This window comes from Micromonospora sp. NPDC005707 (assembly GCF_040631005.1).
Classification (GTDB): domain Bacteria; phylum Actinomycetota; class Actinomycetes; order Mycobacteriales; family Micromonosporaceae; genus Micromonospora.
In genome coordinates this window covers 1-18,333 of the sequence record NZ_JBEXYR010000006.1, presented here as the reverse complement: position 1 = coordinate 18,333, position 18,333 = coordinate 1, and the positions used below count along the sequence as shown (strand labels likewise).

The 18,333-nt window shown below is 74.4% G+C and carries 17 protein-coding genes; 7 read left to right on the top strand and 10 right to left on the bottom strand.

Annotation, left to right across the window (positions count from 1 at the left end):
- The first annotated feature begins 14 nt into the window (after positions 1-14).
- Positions 15-254 carry a hypothetical protein gene (locus tag ABZ452_RS13030; RefSeq protein ID WP_357942054.1) on the top strand — a complete coding sequence of 80 codons (240 nt, stop codon included), beginning with the start codon at positions 15-17 and terminating at the stop codon, positions 252-254.
- Positions 255-320: 66 nt separating this feature from the next.
- On the opposite strand, the gene ABZ452_RS13025 is transcribed toward ABZ452_RS13030, so the two are convergent.
- The gene (locus ABZ452_RS13025; protein WP_357942052.1) at positions 321-2,765 is read right to left on the bottom strand and encodes a DNA translocase FtsK; all 2,445 of its coding nucleotides are present in this window, start codon (positions 2,763-2,765) and stop codon (positions 321-323) included.
- A 114-nt stretch (positions 2,766-2,879) separates the two neighbouring features.
- Here ABZ452_RS13025 and ABZ452_RS13020 point away from each other — a divergent pair, with 114 nt between their 5' ends.
- Together ABZ452_RS13020 and ABZ452_RS13015 are read left to right on the top strand one after the other, a co-directional pair.
- Positions 2,880-3,359 (top strand): YbjN domain-containing protein, encoded by a 480-nt coding sequence (locus ABZ452_RS13020; RefSeq protein ID WP_357942050.1) that lies wholly within the window; start codon positions 2,880-2,882, stop codon positions 3,357-3,359.
- Positions 3,356-4,930 carry a YbjN domain-containing protein gene (locus ABZ452_RS13015; RefSeq protein ID WP_357942048.1) on the top strand — a complete coding sequence of 525 codons (1,575 nt, stop codon included), beginning with the start codon at positions 3,356-3,358 and terminating at the stop codon, positions 4,928-4,930. Before ABZ452_RS13020 ends, ABZ452_RS13015 begins: the two co-directional genes overlap by 4 nt.
- 99 nt (positions 4,931-5,029) lie before the next feature.
- Here the strand turns inward: ABZ452_RS13015 and ABZ452_RS13010 are convergent, their stop codons facing one another.
- The 6 genes from ABZ452_RS13010 to ABZ452_RS12985 all read right to left on the bottom strand — a co-directional run bounded on the left by ABZ452_RS13010 (position 5,030) and on the right by ABZ452_RS12985 (position 12,171).
- Positions 5,030-6,583, bottom strand: coding sequence for a S1 family peptidase (locus tag ABZ452_RS13010; protein WP_357942046.1), 1,554 nt, complete (start codon positions 6,581-6,583; stop codon positions 5,030-5,032).
- A 184-nt stretch (positions 6,584-6,767) separates the two neighbouring features.
- A complete protein-coding gene (locus tag ABZ452_RS13005) occupies positions 6,768-8,456 on the bottom strand; it encodes a ribonuclease J (RefSeq protein ID WP_357942044.1) in 1,689 nt (562 codons plus the stop codon).
- Positions 8,457-8,507: 51 nt separating this feature from the next.
- Positions 8,508-9,434: a 4-hydroxy-tetrahydrodipicolinate synthase gene (gene dapA, locus ABZ452_RS13000; protein ID WP_357942042.1), complete on the bottom strand. Its 927-nt coding sequence runs from the start codon at positions 9,432-9,434 to the stop codon at positions 8,508-8,510.
- A gap of 52 nt (positions 9,435-9,486) precedes the next feature.
- Positions 9,487-10,224 carry an FAD-dependent thymidylate synthase gene (gene thyX / locus ABZ452_RS12995; protein ID WP_357942806.1) on the bottom strand — a complete coding sequence of 246 codons (738 nt, stop codon included), beginning with the start codon at positions 10,222-10,224 and terminating at the stop codon, positions 9,487-9,489.
- Positions 10,225-10,388: 164 nt separating this feature from the next.
- A complete protein-coding gene (locus tag ABZ452_RS12990; protein ID WP_357942040.1) occupies positions 10,389-10,952 on the bottom strand; it encodes a DUF2752 domain-containing protein in 564 nt (187 codons plus the stop codon).
- Positions 10,942-12,171 carry a crosslink repair DNA glycosylase YcaQ family protein gene (locus tag ABZ452_RS12985; RefSeq protein ID WP_357942038.1) on the bottom strand — a complete coding sequence of 410 codons (1,230 nt, stop codon included), beginning with the start codon at positions 12,169-12,171 and terminating at the stop codon, positions 10,942-10,944. The genes ABZ452_RS12990 and ABZ452_RS12985 overlap by 11 nt, the downstream gene beginning before the upstream one ends.
- A gap of 129 nt (positions 12,172-12,300) precedes the next feature.
- On the opposite strand from ABZ452_RS12985, the gene ABZ452_RS12980 reads away from it, so the two are divergent.
- The gene (locus ABZ452_RS12980) at positions 12,301-12,852 is read left to right on the top strand and encodes a GNAT family N-acetyltransferase (protein ID WP_357942036.1); all 552 of its coding nucleotides are present in this window, start codon (positions 12,301-12,303) and stop codon (positions 12,850-12,852) included.
- Here the strand turns inward: ABZ452_RS12980 and ABZ452_RS12975 are convergent.
- Complete coding sequence (locus ABZ452_RS12975) at positions 12,751-14,061, bottom strand: glycosyltransferase family 87 protein (protein WP_357942034.1); 1,311 nt, start codon at positions 14,059-14,061, stop codon at positions 12,751-12,753. The two genes, ABZ452_RS12980 and ABZ452_RS12975, sit on opposite strands and share 102 nt — an antisense overlap.
- A gap of 35 nt (positions 14,062-14,096) precedes the next feature.
- On the opposite strand from ABZ452_RS12975, the gene ABZ452_RS12970 reads away from it, so the two are divergent.
- The 3 genes from ABZ452_RS12970 to ABZ452_RS12960 all read left to right on the top strand — a co-directional run bounded on the left by ABZ452_RS12970 (position 14,097) and on the right by ABZ452_RS12960 (position 16,135).
- Positions 14,097-14,675: a GNAT family N-acetyltransferase gene (locus ABZ452_RS12970; protein ID WP_357942032.1), complete on the top strand. Its 579-nt coding sequence runs from the start codon at positions 14,097-14,099 to the stop codon at positions 14,673-14,675.
- 37 nt (positions 14,676-14,712) lie between these two features.
- Positions 14,713-15,669: a sigma-70 family RNA polymerase sigma factor gene (locus ABZ452_RS12965; RefSeq protein WP_357942030.1), complete on the top strand. Its 957-nt coding sequence runs from the start codon at positions 14,713-14,715 to the stop codon at positions 15,667-15,669.
- Between the two features lie 85 nt (positions 15,670-15,754).
- Positions 15,755-16,135 carry a VOC family protein gene (locus ABZ452_RS12960; protein ID WP_357942027.1) on the top strand — a complete coding sequence of 127 codons (381 nt, stop codon included), beginning with the start codon at positions 15,755-15,757 and terminating at the stop codon, positions 16,133-16,135.
- 46 nt (positions 16,136-16,181) lie between these two features.
- On the opposite strand, the gene ABZ452_RS12955 is transcribed toward ABZ452_RS12960, so the two are convergent.
- Together ABZ452_RS12955 and ABZ452_RS12950 are read right to left on the bottom strand one after the other, a co-directional pair.
- A complete protein-coding gene (locus ABZ452_RS12955) occupies positions 16,182-17,069 on the bottom strand; it encodes a carbohydrate ABC transporter permease (RefSeq protein ID WP_357942025.1) in 888 nt (295 codons plus the stop codon).
- Position 17,070: 1 nt separating this feature from the next.
- Positions 17,071-18,189, bottom strand: coding sequence for a sugar ABC transporter permease (locus ABZ452_RS12950; RefSeq protein ID WP_357942023.1), 1,119 nt, complete (start codon positions 18,187-18,189; stop codon positions 17,071-17,073).
- Positions 18,190-18,333 lie beyond the last annotated feature (144 nt).

Here is an 18,333-nt window from a genome sequence, read left to right as displayed (position 1 = left end):
CGACGGAGGACATCATGGCCGACATGCCCGCCAGCACCCGCCCCCGCAGCAACGCCGCCCGGATCTGCACGATCCTCGGTTTCGTCTTCGCCGTGATCGCCATCTTCGTGCCGTTCCTCGGCCTGGTCGGGCTGATCCTCGGCATCGTCGGCGCGGTGCTCGGCGACAAGCCGCTCGGCTGGTACGCCGCCGTCGCGAGCGTCGCCGGCGCCGTCCTCGGCATGGTGCTCGCCGCCGTGATCCTGAACTCCTGACCGAACCGCCAGCACGACGAGGGCCCCGCCGGATCCCGGCGGGGCCCTCGTCGCGTGAACGTCGAGCTACTCCTCGCCGCCGCGCAGGCCGACCAGGACCTCCTCCAGCTCGTCCGGCTTGACCAGCACGTCGCGGGCCTTGGACCCCTCGGACGGGCCGACCACGCCCCGGGTCTCCATGAGATCCATGAGCCGGCCCGCCTTGGCGAAACCGACCCGCAGCTTGCGCTGCAGCATCGAGGTCGAGCCGAACTGCGAGGTGACCACCAGCTCCACCGCCTGCACGAGCAGGTCCAGGTCGTCGCCGATGTCCTCGTCGATCTTCTTCTTGCTGTCCTGCGCCGGGGCGAGCACGTCCGGACGGAAGTCCGGCTCGCGCTGGTCCTTGCAGAACTTCACCACGTCGTGGATCTCGCGCTCGGTCACCCAGGCGCCCTGGATGCGGACCGGCTTCGACGCACCCATCGGCAGGAACAGCCCGTCGCCGCGGCCGAGCAGCTTCTCGGCGCCGGGCTGGTCGAGGATGACCCGGGAGTCGGCCAGCGAGGAGGTGGCGAAGGCGAGCCGGGACGGCACGTTCGCCTTGATCAGGCCGGTGACCACGTCGACCGAGGGGCGCTGGGTGGCCAGCACCAGGTGGATGCCGGCGGCCCGGGCCAGCTGGGTGATCCGGACGACCGAGTCCTCCACGTCGCGCGGCGCGACCATCATGAGGTCGGCCAGCTCGTCCACGATCACCAGCAGGTACGGGTAGGGCCGCATCTCCCGCTCGCTGCCCGGCGGCGCCTTAATCTCGCCGTTGCGCACCTTGCGGTTGAAGTCGTCAATGTGCCGGACCCCGTTGGCGGCGAGGTCGTCGTAGCGCATGTCCATCTCGCGGACGACCCACTCCAGCGAGTCGGCCGCCTTCTTCGGGTTGGTCACGATCGGGGTGACCAGGTGCGGGATGCCCTCGTAGCCGGTCATCTCGACCCGCTTCGGGTCGATCAGCAGCAACCGCACCTCGTCCGGGGTGGCCCGGGTGAGGATCGAGACCAGCAGCGAGTTCAGGCAGGACGACTTGCCGGCGCCGGTGGCGCCGGCGATGAGGATGTGCGGCATCTTCGCGAGGTTGGCCACCACGTAGCCGCCCTCGATGTCCTTGCCGAGCGCGACCACCATCGGGTGGTGGTCGCTCTTCGCGGCCCGCGAGCGCAGCACGTCGCCGAGCGCCACGTTCTCCGGGTCGGTGTTCGGGATCTCCACGCCGACCGCGCTCTTGCCCGGGATGGGGCTGAGGATCCGCACGTCCGGGGACTTCACGGCGTAGGCGATGTTGCGGGAGAGCTGGGTGATCCGCTCGACCTTGACGCCCGGCCCCAGCTCGACCTCGTAGCGGGTGACCGTCGGCCCGCGGGTGAAGCCGGTGACCGCGGCGTCCACGTCGAACTGCTCGAAGACGCCGGTCAGCGCGGCGATCACCTCGTCGTTGGCCTTGCTCCGGGTCTTCGGCGCGGCCCCGCTGCCCAGCATGTTGGCCGGCGGCAGGGTGTAGTCGCCGGCCAGCCCGGTGAGCGCGAGCTGCTCGGCGCGGGTGGGCAGCGGGGAGTGCTCCGGCGGCTCGACCGGCTTGCGGCTGGCCGGCACCTTCTTGCGCGGCAGCACCAGGGTGTCCTGCAGGTCGACACCGTCGAGGTCGTCGTCCGGGTCGAGCGGGTCCAGCGGCGGCGGGAGGCGCTTGGCCGCCCGCTTGCGGGCCGGCTTGGCCGCCGCCTCGGGCTCGGCCTCCTCGGCCTCCGGCGGCGGGACGGCGCCGCCGCGCAGCCCGAGCCGCTCCGGGATCTTGTTGATCGGGGTCGCGGTGATGACCAGCAGCCCGAAGACCAGCAGCAGGAGCAGCAGCGGCATGGCCACCCAGGCGGTGACCGCGGACTTGAGCAGATCGCCCACGCCGGCGCCCAGCAGGCCGCCCGCGTAGTCACGCTGGACCTCGTCGACCGGGTCCTGCCCGATGTGCAGCATGGCCGCCGTGGCGAGCAGCATCGAGCCCCAGCCGACCAGGCCGCGCCCCCGGTGCTCGGGATCGGCCGGGGTGCGCATGAGCCGCCAGGCGCCCACCATGAGCAGCACCGGCAGCACGATGGCGATCGCACCGACGAAGAGGCGGGCGGTGTCCGCCACGTGCCGGCCCACCGGCCCCGCGCCGCCGGACCAGATGCCCACGGCGCTGAGGATGGCCAGGCCGAACAGGAGCAGCCCGGCGCCGTCGCGGCGGTGCTCCGGATCCAGCTCGCGGGTGGTGGCGGCCTGCCGGCCGGCGGCCCGGAACGCCCAGCCCACGCTGTGCGCCAGCCCCATCCACAGCGCACCCAGCGCGCGGCCGGCGAACGCCGCCGGGCTCGGCCCGCGCGCCGGACGCCGCCGGGCGGTCGCCCTGGTGGCCTTCTTGGCCGGCTGGCGGGCACGGCTGTTCGTGGTCTTGCGCGGCGACGCGCCGCGCCGCCGGCTCGCCTGAGAGGTACGGCCCGCCATAGAGTCACCGTAACGGCGGGACCCGGCAGATCGCCGCTTTTCCGGGTCGTGTCCGCGCGTCGCCGCACGGATCCGCCGCCGTTTGTGTTATTCGCCTCAGAAGGGATGCCCCTCATGGCGTCGCCGGAGATCGAGGACGGTCCGGACGGCCCCCTGGCCGGACACCCGCAGACGCTGCGACCGCTGACCCGCGAGCTGATCGCCGCCGTGCTGGCCGACCGGGGCTACGCGGTGGCCGAAGACGCCGACGGCGACCTGGTGGGCCGCTGGGGCGACAGTCTCATCTGGTTCTTCCGGCGCGGCACGGCCGGTGAGCTGCTCCAGGTGCGCACCGTCGCGGCGCACCGGTTCGGCATCGAGCAGGTCCCCGACCTGCACGCCTTCTGCAACGCCTGGAACCACGACCGGCTCTGGCCCAAGGCGTTCGTGCACGTCGCCGACGACGGGCTGGCCCAGATCTGCGGCGAGGTGACCACCGACCTGGAACGCGGGGTGACCCCGCACCAGCTCGACCAGCTCGTCGACTGCGGCGTCACCACCGGCTGCCAGCTCGCCGCCGCCGTGGCGGACCTGCCCGGCGGGACGCTGCGATGACCACCTCCCGGGACCGGGGGCTGGCCGACGCGCTCGCCGACGCCCGGGACCTGCCCGACGGCGAGGCCCGCTGCGCCGAGCTGGAACGGATCGCCGCGCGGGCGGACGCCACCGGCGACCCGCACACCGGGCTGGCGGCGCGGTTCGCGCTGGTCGAGGCGTACCTGCACCTGGGTGAGCGGTGGCGGACGGTCGAGCCGGTGCGCCGCTGTCTGGCCACGGTGGACCGGGAGCCGGGGCTGCTCGACGCCCCCGGCGCGGCCGAGCGGCTGCGCCGGCACCAGCGGCAGGCCGTGGAGGCGCTCTTCGGCACCCCTCGGGTGGCCCTGGACCAGGCCCGCTCCCTGTTGGACGATCTCGCCGACCGGCTGGGCCCGCACGCCGGGCCGGTGGCCGAGCTGCGCTGCTGGCTCGCCGACCACCTCGGCGACGAGCCCACCGCCCGCCGCGAGTACGACCGCTGGTCCGCCGGCGACGCCGCCGACCCGGTGGCGGGCTGCGCCGGCTGCGCCCCGGCCCGCCGGGCCGAGCTGCTGGCCGGCTGGGGCGAGCCGGTGGCCGCGCTGGCCGTGCTGGAGCCGGCGCTCGACGGCGAGCCGGCCTGCACTGACCAGCCGGAGCGGGCCCTCGCCGCGGGGCTGCTGCCCTGGCTGCGCACCGGTGACGCGGCGCGCGCCGCCCGCGCGCACGTGCGGGCGTACCGGCGGCACCGTGCGGAGCGGGCGGCCTTCCCGCAGCTCGCCGCGCACCTGCGGTTCTGCGCGCTGGGCGGGCACCTGGCCCACGGGCTGGACGTACTCGCCGAGCAGCTGCCCCGGCTGGACCACCCGGCCGACGACCTGTCCGCCATGGAGTTCGCCGCGGCCGGCGCGCTGCTCTGCGGGCTGGCCGCCGAGGCCGGTCTCGGCGGGCGGCGCATCCACCGCCCCGGGCACGGGCCCCGGCCCGCCGCCGACGTGGACGTGGCAACGCTCGCCGGCCAGCTCCAGGCCGTCGCCACCACGCTGGCCGGCAGCTTCGACGCCCGCAACGGCACCGGCCACCAGTCCGGCCGGATCGCCTCCTGGCTGGCCGAACGGCCGCTCGCCGAGCCGGTGCCGCTGCCCGCCGAGGACGACATCCCCGGCGATTACGCGGCCGAGCCCGGGCCGCCCGGCGAGGAGGAGCCGGCCCCGCTGAGCCTGCGGATGCTCACCGCCGCCCTCGACGCCCGCGGCGACGCGTACCTGGTGGAGCCCGACGGCACCGTGGTGGGGCGCTGGGGCGAGGCGGTGGTGCAGTTCCGCCGGCTCGGGCCGCAGGGCGAGGTGCTGCACGCCCGTGCCGTGGCGCTGCGCCGGCTGCCGGCCGCCCGCCGCGCCGAGGCGTACGCGTTCTGCAACGCCTGGAACCACGACCGGCTGCTGCCGGCGGCGTACGTGCACGACCCGGGCGACGGGACGCTGCAGCTGGCCGCCGACGTCACCACCGACCTGGCGTACGGGGTGGCCCGCGCGCAGCTCGTCGTGCTGGTCACGGCGGCGGTCAGCACCGGGGCCGCGTTCGCCGAGGCGGTCGCCGCGCTGCCCTGAGCCGGACCCCGGAGGCCGGACGCGGCGCGGCCCCCGGCCACCGGGCGGTGGTGGACGGGGGCCGCGGTCCGGTGCCGCCGGGGTCGACCCGGCGGCGGCTCAGCGGGCGGAGAACGCCAGGGTGTACTCGCCGGCGCCGGCCAGCCCGACGACCCGGTACCGGTAGGCGCCGGCCGGGGTGTCCGCGGTCAGCCGGGCGAGCCCGTCGGCGCTGCCGGCGCGGGCCACGGTGCGGAACGTGGTGCCGGTGAAGCGTTGCAGCTCCAGCACCACGCGGGCGCCCGCCGGTGCGGACACGCACGCCTCCTGGGCGCCGCCGGACACCCGGAAGAAGCGGCCGTCCGGCTGGACCTGCGCCCGGCCGGCGGCGATCCGGCCGGTCCGGCTCACCTGCCCGGTGCAGTCCGTCGCGTCGCCGACCGGCGGGGTGGCCGGTGCGGTGCTCGCGGGCGGCGCCGTGGCCCCGCCCCCGGCCGGCGGCGCGGAGGGCTGGGCGCCCGCGGTGACCAGGGTCAGGTTGTTGCGCTGGAGGATCTCGTTGACCGGCTGGAAGAAGGTCACGCCGCCCCGCGTGCAGTCGCCGGAACCGCCGGAGGTGACGCCCTGCGCCTGGTCACCGGAGAGCCAGGCGCCGCCCGAGTCGCCCGGCTCGGCGCAGACGTCGGTCCGGGTCAGCCCCGTGACCGTCCCCTCCGGATAGTTCACCGTGGCGTTCTTGGCCTGGATGACCCCGCAGCGGGTGCCGGTGGTCGAGCCGGAGCGGCACACCGAGGCGCCGACCGGGGCCTCGGTGGAGCCGTTCACCGGCACCGTGCCGCCGTTGAAGTCGTTGACCACGCCCTGCGGCGTCCACTGGCCGTTGACCTCGACGACGCCCCAGTCGTCGCCGGGGAACGAGGAGGCCGCGAACGTGCCCTGGGCGACCCGGTTCGCGCCCGCGGTCCGGTCCCCCGGGCGGCCGCAGTGCCCGGCCGTGACGAAGCCGCCGACCACCGAGAAGCCGACCGAGCAGCGGCCGGCGTTGTTGATGAAGTACGCGTCGCCGCCCCGCACGTCGAACAGCGGGCGGGGCGCCTCGTCGGCGGTCTTCACCCGCACGGCGCCGGCGGGCAGCCCGCTTGCCTCGGCGAACCGGCGGCCGGCCGCCTCCGCGCCGGGCTGGGCGACCACCACGACCGAGTTGGTGGCCACGTCGACGTACCAGCCGGCGACGTCCGGGGTGGCCGCGCCGCCGGCCGCGTCGAGACGAGTCTTCACCCTGTCCAGCTCGGCGACCCCGCGCTCGACCCGCTTCGGCACCGCGCCCGCGGCGGTCACCCGGGCCGCCTGCGCGGGATCGGCCACCGCCACGTTCAACGTCGTCCCGTCGGCGCCGAGCCAGCTGCCGCCGTAGTCGGCGCCCAGCTCACCGCGGAGTTTCGTGACCGTGCCGGACGCCCACCGCTCGGTCTTCAGCCGCCGGGCCGCCTGGTCCCGGGTGAGCGACAGGTCGCGGCTCAGCGCGTCCAGCACCTCGGGCGCGACGCCGTCGGACGCCACCGGGCCGGTCCGCCGGGTCGGGTTCTCGCCGGCGAACGACGGCAGGGTCACCGCCGCCGCCGTGCCCGCCGCCGCCACCAGTACGCCGATGGCTGTCATCCGTCTGCGGTCCATCCGCCACGCTCCTCCCGGCCGGCGCGGGTACGCCTGCCGGCACGGAGTACGGAGACGGGCGCCGATCGGTTGAACGCGACGGGTCAGGATCGGCGGAGCGTGGCGGGACGGCTCCGGGGCGTACCCGGAAACGGCGACGCCGGCCCACCGCGGACGGTGGACCGGCGTGCGGCGCTCGCGGCGGTCAGACCTCGACGACCGTCGGCACGATCATCGGCCGGCGGCGGTACGCGTCGTTGACCCAGCGGCCGACGGTGCGCCGGACGATCTGCTGGAGCTGGTGCGGGTCGGTGATGCCGTCCGCGGCGGCCCGGTTCAGCGCCTCGGTGACCAGCGGGATGACGGGGTTGAACGCCCCCGGGTCCTCGGAGAAGCCCTTCGCCGACAGGGTCGGCCCGCCGACCACCTTGCCGGTGACCGAGTCGACCACCACGGTGGTGGCGATGAAGCCGCCGTCGCCGAGGATCCGCCGCTCGGTGAGCAGCGACTCGCTGACGTCGCCGACGGCGAGACCGTCGACGTAGACGTACCGGCTCTTCACGTGGCCGACCAGGCTGGCCCGCCCGTCGACCAGGTCGACCACGTCGCCGTCCTCGCAGAGCACCACCCGGTCCGCCTCGACGCCGGACTCGATGCCGAGGCGGGCGTGCGCCCGCAGGTGCCGCCACTCGCCGTGCACCGGCATGAGGTTGCTCGGGCGGGTGACGTTGAGCAGGTAGAGCAGCTCGCCGGCGGGGGCGTGACCGGAGACGTGCACCTTGGCCACGTCCTTGTGGATCACGGTGGCGCCGGCCCGGGCCAACCGGTTGATCACCCGGTAGACCGAGGTCTCGTTGCCCGGCACCAGCGAGGAGGCGAGCACCACCGTGTCGCCGGGGGCGATGGTGATGTGCCGGTGGTCGCCGCTGGCCATCCGGCCCAGCGCGCTCATCGGCTCACCCTGCGAGCCGGTGGACATCAGCACGATCTGCTCGGGCGGCAGCGTGGTGGCCTCCTCCAGCCCGACCACCAGGCCCGCCGGGATGTTGAGCAGGCCCAGGTCGCGGGCGATGCCCATGTTGCGCACCATCGACCGCCCGATCAGGGCCACCTTGCGGCCGTGCTCGACGGCGGAGTCGAAGACCTGCTGCACCCGGTGCACGTGGGAGGCGAACGAGGCGACGATGATCCGGCCGCGCGCCTTGGCGAAGATCGAGTCGAGCACCGGCCCGATCTCCCGCTCCGGGGTGACGAAGCCGGGGATCTCCGCGTTGGTGGAGTCGGAGAGCAGCAGGTCCACGCCCTCGGCGCCGAGCCGGGCGAAACCGGCCAGGTCGGTGATCCGGCCGTCCAGCGGGAGCTGGTCCATCTTGAAGTCGCCGGTGTGCAGCACCAGGCCGGCGGGAGTGCGGATGGCCACCGCGAGCGCGTCGGGGATCGAGTGGTTCACCGCGAAGAACTCGCACTCGAACGGGCCGAGCCGCTCGCGCCGCCCCTCCGCGACGGTCAGCGTGTACGGCTGGATCCGCCGCTCGGCCAGCTTCGCCTCGACCAGCGCCAGGGTGAACTGCGAACCGACCAGCGGGATGTCCGGCTTGTGGGCGAGCAGGTACGGCACCGCGCCGATGTGGTCCTCGTGGCCGTGGGTGAGCACGATCGCCTGCACGTCGCCGAGCCGGTCCAGGATCGGGCCGAAGTCGGGCAGGATCAGGTCCACGCCCGGCTGCTCGACGTCGGGGAAGAGCACCCCGCAGTCGACGATCAGCAGCTTGCCGTCGTACTCGAAGACCGTCATGTTCCGGCCGATGGCGCCGAGTCCGCCGAGCGGGATGATCCGCAGGCCGCCCTCCGGCAGCGGCGGGGGCAGCTCACCCTCGATGTGCGCCTCGGTCACGCGTCACCTCATTCTGCGACGCCGTCGCGCGGCGTCCGTCGTGTCGTTCGGTCATTCGGGAAGGGGCAGGCCCGCCGCGGCGCAGTCGGCGCGCAGCTGGGCCAGTTCGTCGCCGGTGGCGTCCACCAGCGGGGGTCGCACCGGGCCGGCCGGCAGGCCCTTGGCCGCCAGGCCCGCCTTCACCAGGATCACGCCCTGGGTCCGGAAGATGCCGGTGAACAGCGGCAGCAGCCGCCGGTGCAGGGCGAGCGCCGTGGCGGTGTCGCCCGCCTCGTACGCCTCGATCATCTGCTTGGTCGGCACGCCGGTGAAGTGCGTGGAGGTGCCGACCACGCCGACCGCGCCGACCGCGAGGGCGGGCAGGGTCAACGCGTCCTCGCCGCTGTAGAACGCCAGGTCGCTGCGGGCCAGCACCCAGGAGGTGGCGGTGAGATCGCCCTTGGCGTCCTTGACCGCGACGATCCGGCCGTGCTCGGCCAGCTTGACCAGGGTCTCGGTGGCGATCTCGGTGCCGGCCCGGTGCGGGATGTCGTACAGCATGATCGGCAGCCCGGTGGCGTCGGCGACCGCCGTGAAGTGGCGCAGCAGCCCGCTCTGCGGCGGCTTGTTGTAGTACGGCGTGACCACCAGCAGGCCGTGCGCGCCGGCCTTCTCCGCCTGCGCGGCCAGCTCGATGGTGTGCCGGGTGTCGTTGGTGCCCACCCCGGCGACGATCCGGGCCCGGTCGCCCACCGCCTCCGCGACGGCGCGGATCAGGGCCTCTTGCTCCGCGTCGGTGGTGGTCGGCGACTCGCCGGTGGTGCCGTTGAGCACCAGCGCGTCGTTGCCCTGCTCGTCGACGAGGTGGCTGGCCAGCCGGACGGCCCCGTCGAGGTCGAGCGACCCGTCGGCGGTGAACGGGGTCACCATGGCCGTGATCAGTCGTCCGAACGGGCGCGAGGCGCCCCGGTTCGCGGCGGCAGGGAGGTCGTGCGTCATGTTCACAACCTAGCGGACGACCACCGGGGCTCCGGCGGCGAAGGGCGACGACTCACTCGGCGTGCGGAGAGGCTGCCACCTCGGTGCCGTCGGGCAGCGTGGAGATCACGAAGTCGGCGAAGACGTTCGGCGCGACCCCCTGGAGCTGCCGCAGGCACTCGACGGCCAGCTCGCGGATCTCCACGTCGGCGTGCTCGGTGGCGCGCATCTTGACGAAGTGCCGCCAGGCCCGGTAGTTGCCGGTGACCACGATCCGGGTCTCGGTGGCGTTGGGCAGCACCGCCCGGGCCGCCTGCCGGGCCTGCTTGCGGCGCAGCGTCGGGTTGGGCTCGTCGGTGAAGCGGGCCTCCAGGCCCTCCAACAGCTCGTTGTACGCCCGGACGGCCGCCTCGCCCGCCTCGACGAACTTCTTGTGCAGCTCCGGGTCCTCGGCGATCACCGCCGGCTCGACCATGGCCGCGTCCCGCTCCGGGACGTAGCGCTGGGAGAGCTGCGAGTAGGAGAAGTGCCGGTGCCGGATCAGCTCGTGGGTGAAGGACCGGGACACCCCGCTGAAGTAGAAGCTCACCGAGCCGTGCTCCAGCACGGACAGGTGCCCCACGTCCAGGATGTGCGCCAGGTAGCCGGCGTTGGTCGCGGTGGCCGGGTTGGGCTTCTTCCAGCTCTGGTAGCAGGCCCGGCCGGCGAACTCGGCGAGCGCCTGACCGCCCTCCGCATCGGTCGACCACGGCACGTCGTCCGGGGCCTGGAACTGGGTCCACGCGATCAGCTTGACCTGGGGCTGCACCATCTCCGGCATTCCTGCGACTGTAGTGGCCCCCGGGCCTCGGGCGAAACTTGGGCGCGCGGACGTGAAACGCGGCACCGGCCGCGAATCTTGGACACGTCCCGTTCGCCCCGAACGCCAAGTGTCCAAGATCTCGGCAGAACCCGGCGGCGGAGGCTTCCCGCCGGTCAGACGTAGAGCGAGGTGAACGGGGCCCAGGGCAGGTTGCGGGCCACCGAGAAGGCGAACCAGAGGGCCAGGAAGCCGCCGATCACCTTGGGGCTGATCCGCAGCTCCGGCAGCCGCCAGCCGAACGCCCGGTTTCCCGCCCAGCTCACGAAGAGCCAGGCCAGGAAGGGCAGCGAGAAGACGAACAGGAAGTGGTGCCGGGCGGCGGCGGGCAGGTCGGCGTGCAGCACGTACCAGAGGGCGCGGGTGCCGCCGCAGCCCGGGCAGTCCAGCCCGGTGGTCAGCTTGAGCAGGCAGGTCGGCCGGGCGTCCGGGTCGCTGTGCGTGGGGTCGCTCAGCAGGGCGTAGGCCATGCCCAGGCCGACGCAGCCGAGCGCCGCGAGGGGCACCGCCCAGCGCGGGGCGCGGGCGTGCAGCCGCAGCACCATGCGGGTGAACCGGTCCGGCTCGACCGCCGGGTAGGCCACCCCGGCGGGCCAGGCCTCCGCCCCGGCGGGCGGGACCGGATGCGGGTCGGGCGCGGCGGCCGGCCGGTCAACGCTCGTCACGCGCTCACCGTACACCGGCCACACCCACCAGGGCGGCGGCCAGCGGGGCGGCCAGGTCGCCCGCGGCGGGCGGCGCGACCGCGTCGAGGCCGAGCCAGCCGGCGAGCCGGTAGAGCTCGGCGGCGAGCGCCACCGCGGTCTCCCCCGGGTCGGCGCCCGGCTCGACCCAGGCGGCCGGCACGAGCAGGACCCCGGCCTTCCGGTCGGCCTTGAGGTCGACCCGGGCGGTGAACCGCTCGCCCTGGAGGAAGGGGAGCACGTAGTAGCCGTAGACCCGCTGCGGCGCGGGCACGTAGATCTCGATCCGGTAGGTGAAGTCGAACAGCCGCTCGGCGCGCGCCCGTTCCCACACCAGCGGGTCGAACGGGCTGACCAGCGTGTTGCCGCGCACCCAGCGGGGCAGCCGCGCCTGGGCGTGCAGGTAGGCCGGCTGCCGCCAGCCGGCGACGGTGACCGGGGTCAGTTCGCCGGCCTCGACCAGCTCGGCGATCGCCTGCCGGGCGCCGGCCACCGGCAGCCGGAAGTAGTCGCGCAGCTCCGGCTCGGCGGCCACGCCCAGCGACCGGGCGGCGATCGCCACCAGCGCGCGGTGGGCGTCGGCGGCGCTCGGGGTGGGCGCGTCCAGCACGGCGGCCGGCAGCACCCGCTCGGGCAGGTCGTAGCGGCGGGCGAACGAGGTGGTGCGGTCGGCGGCGGTGACCTCGCCGGCCCAGAACAGGAACTCCAGCGCCCGCTTGACCGTGGACCAGTTCCAGCCCCAGTTGCCGGTCTCCCGGGGTGCGTCGTGCTCGATCTCCGCGGCGGTCAGCGGACCCCGGGCGGCCACCTCGTCGCGCACCCAGGCGACCAGCTCGGGCTGCTCCTGGGCGATCCGGCGCATCCCGCCCCACGCCTCGTCGTGGGCCTTGGCCATCCGCCAGCGCAGCGCCGCGTGCAGCCCCACGGGGACCAGCGACGCCTCGTGCGCCCAGTATTCGAACAGCTCGCGGGGGCGCCGGTAGGCGGCCGAGTCGAGCAGGGTGGTCGGGTAGGGACCGAGCCGGCTGTAGAGCGGCAGGTAGTGCGCGCGTTGCAGCACGTTGACCGAGTCCATCTGGATGAGCCCGACCCGGTCGAGCACCCGGCGCAGGTGCCGGCGGGTGGGCACACCGGTGGGCGCCGGGTCGGCGAAGCCCTGGGCGGCCAGGGCGATCCGGCGGGCCTGGGCGAGGGAGAGCGATTCCGGTACGGCCATCGTCGGGGACCTTATTCCACCGGTACGACACCACGACTCCGGGTGGCGGCGCGCCGCCAGACGCGCCGAGCGGGAGTTGTCGCCGCGCGGTGGCTGGACCGACCGCCCCGCGCGGCATAGAACGGACGGGTGCGCACCATCCGCCGGGAGGAACCGGACGACGCCGAGGCGATAGCGCGGGTGCACATCCGCGGCTGGCAGGCCGGGTACGCCGGGATCATGCCGACCGAGGTGCTCGACCGGCTGAACCCGGCCGCCTGGGCCCAGCGCCGCCGGGACCTCGGCACGGCCGACCCGGAGCACCCGTTCACCACGCTGGTCGCCGAGGCGGGCGGCACGATCGAGGGGTTCACCACCTTCGGGCCGTACCGGAACAACCAGGACCGCGGCGACCTCGACCCGGCGTACGGGGAGATCCTGGCGGTCTACCTGGACCCGGCCCGGTGGGGCAGCGGGGCGGCTCAGGCGCTGCTCGCGGCGGCCCGGGCCGGCCTCGCGGAGCGGGGCCTGGCGGAATACCGGCTCTGGGTGCTCGCCGAGAACGCCCGGGCCCGCCGCTTCTACGAGCGGGCCGGGCTGTCACCGGACGGGGAGGAGTCCACCTACGCGGTGCCGCTGCACGGCGGGCGGGACCCGGTCCGGCTCCGGGAGCTGCGCTACACCGCCCGGCTCGACGGCTGACCCGGCCGGCCCGCCCGGCTCGGCGGGACCGCCGCCGGTCGGCGTGGCCCAGCGGCGGATCGGCAGGGCGAGCAGCAGCGCGAGGCTGATCCACACGTAGGTGTTGCTGCCCAGGAACCCGTCCACGCCGGTGAAGTCCTTCTCCCACGCCCAGACGATCCGGCTGATGAGGAGGGCGTACCCGACGAGGGCGCCGGCCAGCAGCAGGCGGCGCCGGAGGCTGCGGGCGGGGGCCGCCATGCCGTTGTCGACCAGCAGGATCAGCCCCGGCAGCAGCCAGACCAGGTGGTGCACCCAGGTCACCGGACTGACCAGGCACATGGTGGCGCCGGTCAGCGCCAGGCCGGTGGCCTCGTCGCCGGCGGCCACCGCGGCCCGGGAGCGCCAGCACCAGACGATCAGGGTGGCGAGGACCAGCGCGAGCCAGGCGACGGTGCTCGGGTGTTCCGGGTGGAGCCGGGCCACCACGCCGCGCAGCGACTGGTTGGAGACGAAGGCCAGCTCGCCCACCCGGTCGGTGTTCCACAGCGCCTCGGTCCAGAACTCCCGGGAGGCGTCCGGGAAGAGCGCGGCGGCCACCAGGGTCGCCGCGGCCGCCGCGCCGATGGCGGTGAACGCGGCCCGCCAGCGGCCGGTGACCAGCAGGTAGATGATGAAGATGCCGGGGGTCAGCTTGATCGCGGTGGCCAGTCCGATCCCCACCCCGGCCCACCGGCTGCGCGCCGGCAGCAGCCGGAGCAGGTCCACCGCGACGAGGAACAGCAGCAGCATGTTGACCTGGCCGAAGTTGACCGTCTCGCGCATCGGCTCGTACGCGGCGGCCAGGCAGAGCGCCACCGCCAGGACGAACCAGCGGGTCCAGCCGGCGCGGCGGGCGACCGGGTCGAGCAGCCACCAGATCACCACGGCGCTGACCACCACCGTGGCGGCCACGCTCACCGTGATGGCCGCCGCCCACGGCAGGTAGGCCATCGGCAGCATGACCAGCGCCGCGAAGGGCGGGTAGGTGAAGCCGTACTGGGTGCCGCCCTTGAGGAAGTCGTAGATCTCCCCGCCGTCGTGCACCCAGAAGGTCAGCGCGCCGTAGTAGACCTTGAGGTCGAAAAAGCCGTGCCGCACGGCCGCCACCGACAGGAACGCGGTCACCGCGACGGCGAGCGCCACCACGGCGACGACCTGCGCGATCGTCCGCCTGGCACCCTGCGCCACCGTCGCCCTCCTCGCCCTGCGTAGGCTCACGTGCCATGGCTCTCGGGTACGTCCGCCCCGCGCGTCCGTCCGACGCCGGCGAGATCGCACGCCTCCAGCTCGCCACCTGGCGGGCCGCGTACCGCCGGATCCTGCCCCGGCACGTGCTCGACAACCTGGACGAGGCGTACCTCGCCCGGCGGTGGAGCGCCGCGGTGCAGGAGCCGCCCTCGGGCGCGCACCGCGTGCTGGTCGCCGTCGAACAGGCCGAGCAATCGTATCTGGTGGGGTTCGCCGCCTCCGGTCCGGCCGACGCCGAGGCGCTCGCGCCGGGCGAGCCGGCCGAGGCCCTCGCCGACGGCGTGGCGGCGGTGACCGACCTGCTGGTCGAGCCGCGCTGGGGCCGGCGCGGGCACGGCAGCCGGCTGCTCGCCGCCATGGTGGACCACTGGCGGGAGGACGGCTTCACCCGCGCGGTGGCCTGGGCGTTCGACGCCGACGCGGCGACCCGTGCGTTCCTCACCTCGACCGGCTGGGAGCCGGACGGCGCGGCCCGCGCGCTGGACGTGGACGACATGCTGGTCCCCCAGGTGCGCCTGCACGTCGGCGTCCCCACCGAGCCGGCCGCTTCCTGAGTACGCGCTGTCGGGGGCACCGCCTACCGTTGGCGGCATGACGACCGCAGCGGCGCCCGCGACGAGCGACCTCGAGCCGTTCCGGGTCGAGCTGACCGGCTACGCGTACCGGATGCTCGGCTCGGTGTTCGACGCCGAGGACGCGGTGCAGGAGACCCTGCTGCGGGCCTGGCGCGGCCGGGACGGCTTCGACGGCCGGTCCAGCCTGCGCACCTGGCTCTACCGGATCGCCACCAACGTCTGCCTGGACCTGCTGCGCGGGCGCGGCCGGCGGGCCCTGCCGGTCGACCTGGAGGGCCCGGCCGCGCCGGTGGCCGGGTCGCTCGGCACGCCGGCCGGCGACTGGGTCGAGCCGGTGCCGGACGCGGCGGTGCTCCCGGCCGACCCGGCGGAGCTGGCGGTGGCCCGGGAGTCGGTGCGGCTGGCGTTCGTGGCCGCGCTCCAGCACCTGCCGGCCCGGCAGCGCGCCGTGCTGATCCTGCGGGACGTGCTGCGCTGGCGCGCCGACGAGGTGGCCGACCTGCTCGACGCCACCGTGCCGGCGGTCAACAGCGCGCTCCAGCGGGCCCGGGCGACCCTGGCCGGGGTGCGCGCCGAGGGGCGTGTCGGTCCTGATCTCGACCCGGTCGACCGCGACCTGCTCGACCGCTACGTGGACGCCTTCGCCCGCTACGACGTCGACGCCCTGGTGGCGCTGCTGCGGGCCGACGCCGTGCAGTGCATGCCGCCCTACCGCATGTGGCTGCGCGGCCCGGCGGACATCGGCCGCTGGCTGAGCGGCCCGGGGGCCGGCTGCCGGGGCTCCCGGCTGGTCCGGGTGGCCGCGAACGGCGGCCCGGCCGTCGCCCAGTACCGGGTCGACCCCGCCGGCGGTCACCGGGCCTTCTCGATCACCCTGCTGGAGTGCGCCGGGGGGCGGATCGCCCGGCTCAGCCACTTCCTGGACCCCCGGCTGTTCCCGCGTTTCGGTCTGCCGACCCGGCTCGATCCCTGACCGGCCGATGAGTTTCCGTCCCGCGCGCCGTCCACCCCTGGTAGGCACGACGGAGGCGGCGCACCGGCGGAGTGAGGAGCGGGTCATGTTCAGGGACACGAAGGCGTTCAGCGGATTCTCGGTGGACGACCCGGACCGCGCGGAGCGGTTCTACACCGACGTCCTGGGGCTGCGCGTGTCCCGCGACGACGCGATGGGCGGCCTGCTGACCCTGCACCTGGCCGGGGACCGGCCGGTGCTGGTCTACCCGAAGCCCGACCACCGGCCGGCGACCTACACGGTGCTCAATTTCCCGGTCCCGGACATCGACCGGGCGGTGGACGGGCTGGCCTCGCGCGGGGTGCGGTTCGAGCGCTACGAGGGCATGCCGCAGGACGACAAGGGGGTCATGCGGGGCAACGGCCCGTCGATCGCCTGGTTCACCGACCCGGCCGGCAACGTGTTCTCGGTGCTCCAGGAGGGCTGAGCCGGGGGCGGCGGTCCCGGCACGGGGCGGGACCGCCGGCCGCCGGTCAGCCCTTGTCGGCGCCCTCGTTCGCGCCGCGCACGAAGTAGCGCTGGAAGACCACGAAGAGCACCGCCACCGGGATGGTGGCGAGCAGCGCGGCGCCCAGCTTGAGCGGATACTGGGTGCCCTTGCCGAGCGACCCGCTGACCAGGTCGGCCAGCCCCCGGGGCAGGGTGAACAGGTGCGGGTCCTGCACCGAGACCAGGCTGTGCGGGAACTCGTTCCAGGAGCCCTGGAACGACAGGATGGTCAGCGTGATCAGCGCCGGCCGGGCCATCGGCAGCACCACGGACCAGAAGGTGCGGAACACGCCCGCGCCGTCGATCCGGGCGGCCTCCTCGACGCTGACCGGCACCGACTCGAAGAACTGCTTCATGATGAAGACCCCGGCCGCGTCGGCGAGCAGGGGCACCACCAGGCCCGCGTAGCTGTCGTAGAGGCCGAGCTGCTTGAGCACCAGGAACTTGGGGATGAGCAGCACCACGCCGGGCACCGCCATCACCGCGATGATCGCGGCGAACAGCCCGGCCCGGCCCCGGAAGCGCAGCCGCGCCAGCGCGTAGCCGGCGAGCGAGTCGAAGAAGACCCGGCCGAGGGTGACCAGCACGGTGACCAGCAGCGAGTTGCCGAGCCAGAGCGGGAAGTTGGTGCCCGCGAAGATCCGCTCGAAGCCGGCCAGGGTGAGCGCGTCGGGGAAGGGTGAGAGCGGGTTCGCCGCCGCGTCGGGCTCGGTCTTGAGCGAGTTGCCGAGCTGAATGACGAACGGGTAGAGGAAGACGAGCCCGAAGGCGATCAGGACCGCGTACCCGAGGATGCGGTTGACCCGGGCGCGCGGCCCGCGGTCGGTGCGGCGCGCGACGGGCGCCGCCGGCCGGTCGGTGAGCACGGCCATGTCAGGACCCCTCCGGTACGCGTCGCCGCCACCACCGGGCGCGCCGGGGCTCGTCCCGGTCGGCCATCACCCGGCGCTGGAGCAGGGTCAACAGGATGATGATCAGGAACAGCACGAACGAGATGGCCGCCCCCGAGCCGTAGTCGAAGTCCCGGAAGGCGGTCCGGTACGACAGGTATGCCGGGGTGAGCGTGGTCTTGGCCGGGTCGCCCTGGCTCATCACGTACACCTGGTCGAAGACCTGCCAGGAGCCGATCAGGCCGAGGGTGAGCACCAGGAACATGGTGGGCTTGATCAGCGGCAGGGTGACGTGGCGGAAGCGCTGCCAGCGGGTCGCCCCGTCGAGGGTGCTCGCCTCGTCGAGGGCCACCGGGACGTTCTGCAACGCGGCCAGGAACATCAGCATGAAGGTGCCCGAGGTGGTCCAGATGACCAGGCAGATGATCGACACCATGGCCACGCTCGGCCCGGAGAGCCAGTCCCACCAGGTCAGCCCGAACGGGCCGCCGGAGGTGAGCGCGCCGGGCGGGGTGTCCATCCCGACCGCGCCGAACAGCAGGTGCAGCACGCCCCGGGAGTCGGCGAACCACTCCGGCCCGTTGACGCCGAGGAGGCCGAGCAGCTTGTTGACCGCACCGGAGTTGGCGAACAGGAACAGGAACACCACGCTGATCGCCACGGAGCTGGTGACCGAGGGGAAGTAGAAGGCGCTGCGGAAGAAGCCCTTCCCCTTGAGCATCCGGTTGTTGACCACGAGGGCGAGGCCGAGGGCGAGCGCGGTCTGCACCGGCACGACGATGCCCACGTAGTACATGTTGTTGCGGATGCTGGTCATGAAGTCCCGGCGGTCGAGCCCGTCCTCGGCGAACAGCCGGGTGTAGTTCTTCCCGCCCACGAACGGCACATCGGCGGTGAACGGGCTGCCCTGGCCGTTCCAGTCGGTGAGGCTCACCCACAGCGCCATGAGGATCGGCAGCAGCAGGAAGAGCCCGAGGATCACGATCACCGGCGCGACGAAGAGCCAGCCGGCGACGTTCTCGTTGCCGCGGATACCGCCGCCGCGACGGCGTGGCGGTTTCACCGGCGTGGTCGCCGGGGCGCGGAGCGCTTCGGTTGCCATCCCGTCCCTCCCTCCTTGTCCGTGGGAGCCGGCGCGGAGGGGGCCCGGGGGGGGCCCCCCCCCCCCCCCCGCCCCCCCCCCCCCCCCGGGGGGGGGGGTGGGAGTTTTGCAGAGGGGGGGTAGGGGGACCCCGGGGCCGCCCCC

Excerpts from the sequence above, each read along its gene's own strand:
- ABZ452_RS13030 (WP_357942054.1), top strand. The coding sequence starts at position 15 with ATGGCCGACATGCCCGCCAGCACCCGCCCCCGCAGCAACGCCGCCCGG.
- ABZ452_RS13025 (WP_357942052.1), bottom strand. The coding sequence starts at position 2,765 with ATGGCGGGCCGTACCTCTCAGGCGAGCCGGCGGCGCGGCGCGTCGCCG.
- ABZ452_RS13020 (WP_357942050.1), top strand. The coding sequence starts at position 2,880 with ATGGCGTCGCCGGAGATCGAGGACGGTCCGGACGGCCCCCTGGCCGGA.
- ABZ452_RS13015 (WP_357942048.1), top strand. The coding sequence starts at position 3,356 with ATGACCACCTCCCGGGACCGGGGGCTGGCCGACGCGCTCGCCGACGCC.
- ABZ452_RS13010 (WP_357942046.1), bottom strand. The coding sequence starts at position 6,583 with ATGGACCGCAGACGGATGACAGCCATCGGCGTACTGGTGGCGGCGGCG.
- dapA (WP_357942042.1), bottom strand. The coding sequence starts at position 9,434 with ATGACGCACGACCTCCCTGCCGCCGCGAACCGGGGCGCCTCGCGCCCG.
- thyX (WP_357942806.1), bottom strand. The coding sequence starts at position 10,224 with ATGGTGCAGCCCCAGGTCAAGCTGATCGCGTGGACCCAGTTCCAGGCC.
- ABZ452_RS12985 (WP_357942038.1), bottom strand. The coding sequence starts at position 12,171 with ATGGCCGTACCGGAATCGCTCTCCCTCGCCCAGGCCCGCCGGATCGCC.
- ABZ452_RS12970 (WP_357942032.1), top strand. The coding sequence starts at position 14,097 with ATGGCTCTCGGGTACGTCCGCCCCGCGCGTCCGTCCGACGCCGGCGAG.
- ABZ452_RS12965 (WP_357942030.1), top strand. The coding sequence starts at position 14,713 with ATGACGACCGCAGCGGCGCCCGCGACGAGCGACCTCGAGCCGTTCCGG.
- ABZ452_RS12960 (WP_357942027.1), top strand. The coding sequence starts at position 15,755 with ATGTTCAGGGACACGAAGGCGTTCAGCGGATTCTCGGTGGACGACCCG.
- ABZ452_RS12955 (WP_357942025.1), bottom strand. The coding sequence starts at position 17,069 with ATGGCCGTGCTCACCGACCGGCCGGCGGCGCCCGTCGCGCGCCGCACC.
- ABZ452_RS12950 (WP_357942023.1), bottom strand. The coding sequence starts at position 18,189 with ATGGCAACCGAAGCGCTCCGCGCCCCGGCGACCACGCCGGTGAAACCG.